Source organism: Nitrosospira sp. CT (assembly GCF_059489795.1).
The window spans coordinates 1-3,360 of the sequence record NZ_JCAHZJ010000047.1 but is presented as its reverse complement, the minus strand read 5'-3'; the positions used below and the strand labels follow the sequence as shown (position 1 = coordinate 3,360).

The window sequence follows — 3,360 nt, the reverse complement described above, 5'->3', positions numbered from 1 at the left end:
CGCCATGTTCGCCCAGAATCTTTGCCAGTTCCTTTTCCGGCAATCCGGCGCGCGGCATGACCAGGATGCGACCCTTCGCCCAGCCAAGCGGCTTTTTCACTCCAGGCCCCCTGCCCTCCGGGGGCTCTGCGCTGGAAATAGCCGGGGCCAGCCCCAGGAAAACTGCCAATATTCCCCCCAAAAGGTGATACCAAGGCTTGGAGATGTGCTGCGAGTTGGAAGTGCTTGATTGAATAATGCCCGAAGCTAACTGCTCCGAAACTGGCTTCCTTGAGCCGGCTGCAGGCGCCTTATGGTTGATGTTCACGTAGTTCCTCCTCTTATGGGAGGCGGAACCGCTTAGATAGGCCGTGTGTCGAAAAGCGCACTGAGCCGGAGCATTAAGATCCAGCCAGCACTCTCTAATAGCTTCTCGTCAGTCAAAGAATTGACAAGAAAATGGCATTATCTGGCAGTCCTGCCGTCCTGGGGCCTTTGCCCGGTAGACCGATGACTTTGCGTCCCTCGTTTTCGCGAGGTTTGCCTTTTACAGATTAAAAGTTGCAGTGTTATCGTATCTGAACCACCCATAGGGTCTATGGGTAAAGCAACTGCACAAAAATGATTCTGTTCGCTGCTTTATTTGGAGATGAAAAATGCTGCTGATGGCGATTTTTGCTGCAACGATTGGGGGGAGTGATTTGGAGGTTTCCAGGAGAAAAGATAATGCTGCCACTCATCTCCATACTTTCACATATTCTATTCGTCCCAAAAACGGCAAACCCGCCGAAGCGGGTTTGCCGTTGGAGAAAAAAGCTGCTGATGCTTATTTTTTCTTTTGGTATCTGCGCGAAGCGCCGAAACCCAGCAGACCAAGACCCAGAAGGGCGAGCGTCCCCGGTTCGGGAAGTTCCTGGGAAGGGGGGCCATCAGGCTTCCAGGTTACATCGTGTGAACCTGAATCGTTTGCCAGCGTGGTCACAATGTTAGTGCCACGCTCAGTCGTTTGCAACGCCATCACATCGAAATGTGCCCACGCCAAGCTACCAAAACCAGAAACAGTAATTGTTTTAATCTGACCGTCAGCCCCTCCGGTTTCATCAGCGAAATCCGGTACCACTCCCGCGATTTTTGCAAAATCACCGATGTCGAAGAATAGAAAGTCCGAAACGCCACTCTGCACGGGCGCATGGCTATTCGGAAAGAAGCTCATGGTTGCGTTAGAGTAAAACGCGGCGCTACCCCCTACCAAAAGCGGATTATCAAGTGCAGTTCCCAATGAACCCTCAGGTACGGATACGAGGAGCACCGCATCGTGGCTATCAAATACGGTGGGAAAACCAAAACTGGACCAGTTATTTCCTGTGGATTGTCCCCCCAGTGAGGTCACATTTTGATTTTGGTACACCCCTCCAACGTATATCGTACCGCTGGAAGTAATGGCCGTATTTTCCTCAGTAGGATCAGTACCATTAGACTGATAATTGGCATAGGTCCCTTCACCCGGCCCTCCCGGCGCACCAATCTGCAAAACAGGTACTGCCCACGCCTGCGTGGCTGCAAATAATGCAGCCACCCCCATAGATACTTTTGAATATTTCATTATTGCCCCTTGTCAGTAAGCGAAAAACACGCCGTACTTAAGTAGAAGCAATTTACATACCAGCTTTTCCAACTATTTCCAAGCCCTTCATTCTAATAAGGGTTTAATCTACCTTACATTGATAACCTTCTTTTTCTGTAAAAATATTCGACAAAAGGGGTCCAGAAGAACCCGGATGGCTTCTCGGCGATATAGTTTGATCGTATTATTTAAACTGCTGCGGTTTGAATCTGTGTTATCTGTCCTATCAACTATCCAGGAAATAGCTGCAATCTTACAGACTTTCGACGCTTTGACTATTGGACTGAAGTACACCTCATCGCCTCAGGAAGCGCAGGATGTGTGTCGCGACGGGTTAGGAATGAACAGCAAGGTTTCGTAAAACCAACTGCTCTGTGGAGCTTTATGGAAAAGCGGTATGCCGATTCGGACACTTCTAGCAGGAATAACCAGATCTTTCCCATAAACGTTAATAGTCTTCTCTTCCGGTAAAAATATTCGACAAAAAAGTGCCCAAGAAAACCCGGGTAGCTTCTCGAACGTAATTTAACGTATCACATTAATTCGGCGAGCAAGCAGTACGAACGTCAATACTGGTTTGGAATTGGATTCCGGTTTGCTGGATCCGGGTCAGGCCAGGGTTTCTACCTGATTACTTGATCACTGTTACATTCACTGACACAGACGACGTATTTCCCGCCGTATCCCTGACGACTGCCCGGATGGTGTGTGTTCCCGCGCGAACATTGGTTGGACGGGTGTTCCAGCTATATCCTAACGTACTTCCTTTTCCGGTAGCCTTGAGCGTGCTATCGATATAGAGCATATGTGTGATTCCCGCAGGGCCGCTATCATCACTTGCATTCACGCTGATCGCCACGTTGCTGCCCGAGACATTCCCCGCCACCGGGTTTACGATCTTCACCTGAGGTGCGGTAGTGTCCCTGGTCACCGTTGTCGTTCCATTTGCCACATTCACCGAAATGGCGGTCGAAGCCTTGGAATTGCCGGCTGCGTCGAATGCATAAGCAATCAGATTGACCATACCGTTGGCCACACCCCGCGAATCCCAGGTAAAGGCGAACGGCGCCGAGGTGTCGACCGCAACCGTGGTGTTGTTGACCCGCAATTCGACACGGGCCACTCCGACGTTATCGCTCGCAGCCACGTTTACGCCGACCAGGCCCGTCACGCTTGATCCGCCGGCAGGGGAAGTGATGGAAACCGCCGGGGCCTGCGTATCCCCTACCAGCGCGGTGCCGGCGACTGCCTGCACAGCACGCGCAGCGTTCACTCGTCCGTAGCCATAGTAAGGATCGCGCCCTGGCGCTCCAAGATCCACCGCCGTGGAATACAGCAGACTCTCGATCTGGATATTGGATAATGTCGGTTTTGCCGCCATCATCAGCGCCACCACGCCGGCCGTTATCGGGCTGGAGAACGAGGTGCCGGAAACCGCGCCATAGCCGCCACCCTTGGTAGTGCTCCAGATTCCTGCACCGGGAGCCGCGAGAGCAATGTAATTACCATAGCTCGACCAACTGGTCCGTGCGTCATTTCCGTCAGTGGCAGAGACAGGAATCATGGTGGTGGTCGCAGCGTAATTTTGCTGCACCCCGGTATTGCCACCGCTGACAATGACGAGGCCGCCTTTGTTCTTCATGTATTGCGCGGCGCTGCGGGTGCTCGAACTGTCAGTCAATCCAAGGAAGCTGGCATTGGCGACACGAACTCCGCGGTCTGCCGCATAGATGAGCCCTTGAGAAATCGCACTCCAG

At 52.1% G+C, this 3,360-nt stretch carries 2 protein-coding genes, 1 pseudogene and 1 riboswitch; all 3 genes and pseudogenes read right to left on the bottom strand.

Annotation, left to right across the window (positions count from 1 at the left end):
* A pseudogene (locus AC52W5_RS08185) lies at positions 1-307 on the bottom strand (S8 family serine peptidase); the annotation flags it as partial.
* 140 nt (positions 308-447) lie between these two features.
* Positions 448-534: riboswitch (cyclic di-GMP riboswitch) on the bottom strand.
* A 271-nt stretch (positions 535-805) separates the two neighbouring features.
* The gene (locus AC52W5_RS08180) at positions 806-1,582 is read right to left on the bottom strand and encodes a choice-of-anchor N protein (RefSeq protein ID WP_495670646.1); all 777 of its coding nucleotides are present in this window, start codon (positions 1,580-1,582) and stop codon (positions 806-808) included.
* Positions 1,583-2,234: 652 nt separating this feature from the next.
* Positions 2,235-3,360 (bottom strand): Ig-like domain-containing protein (locus AC52W5_RS08175; protein ID WP_495670645.1); only part of this gene is annotated, 1,126 nt, incomplete at its 5' end.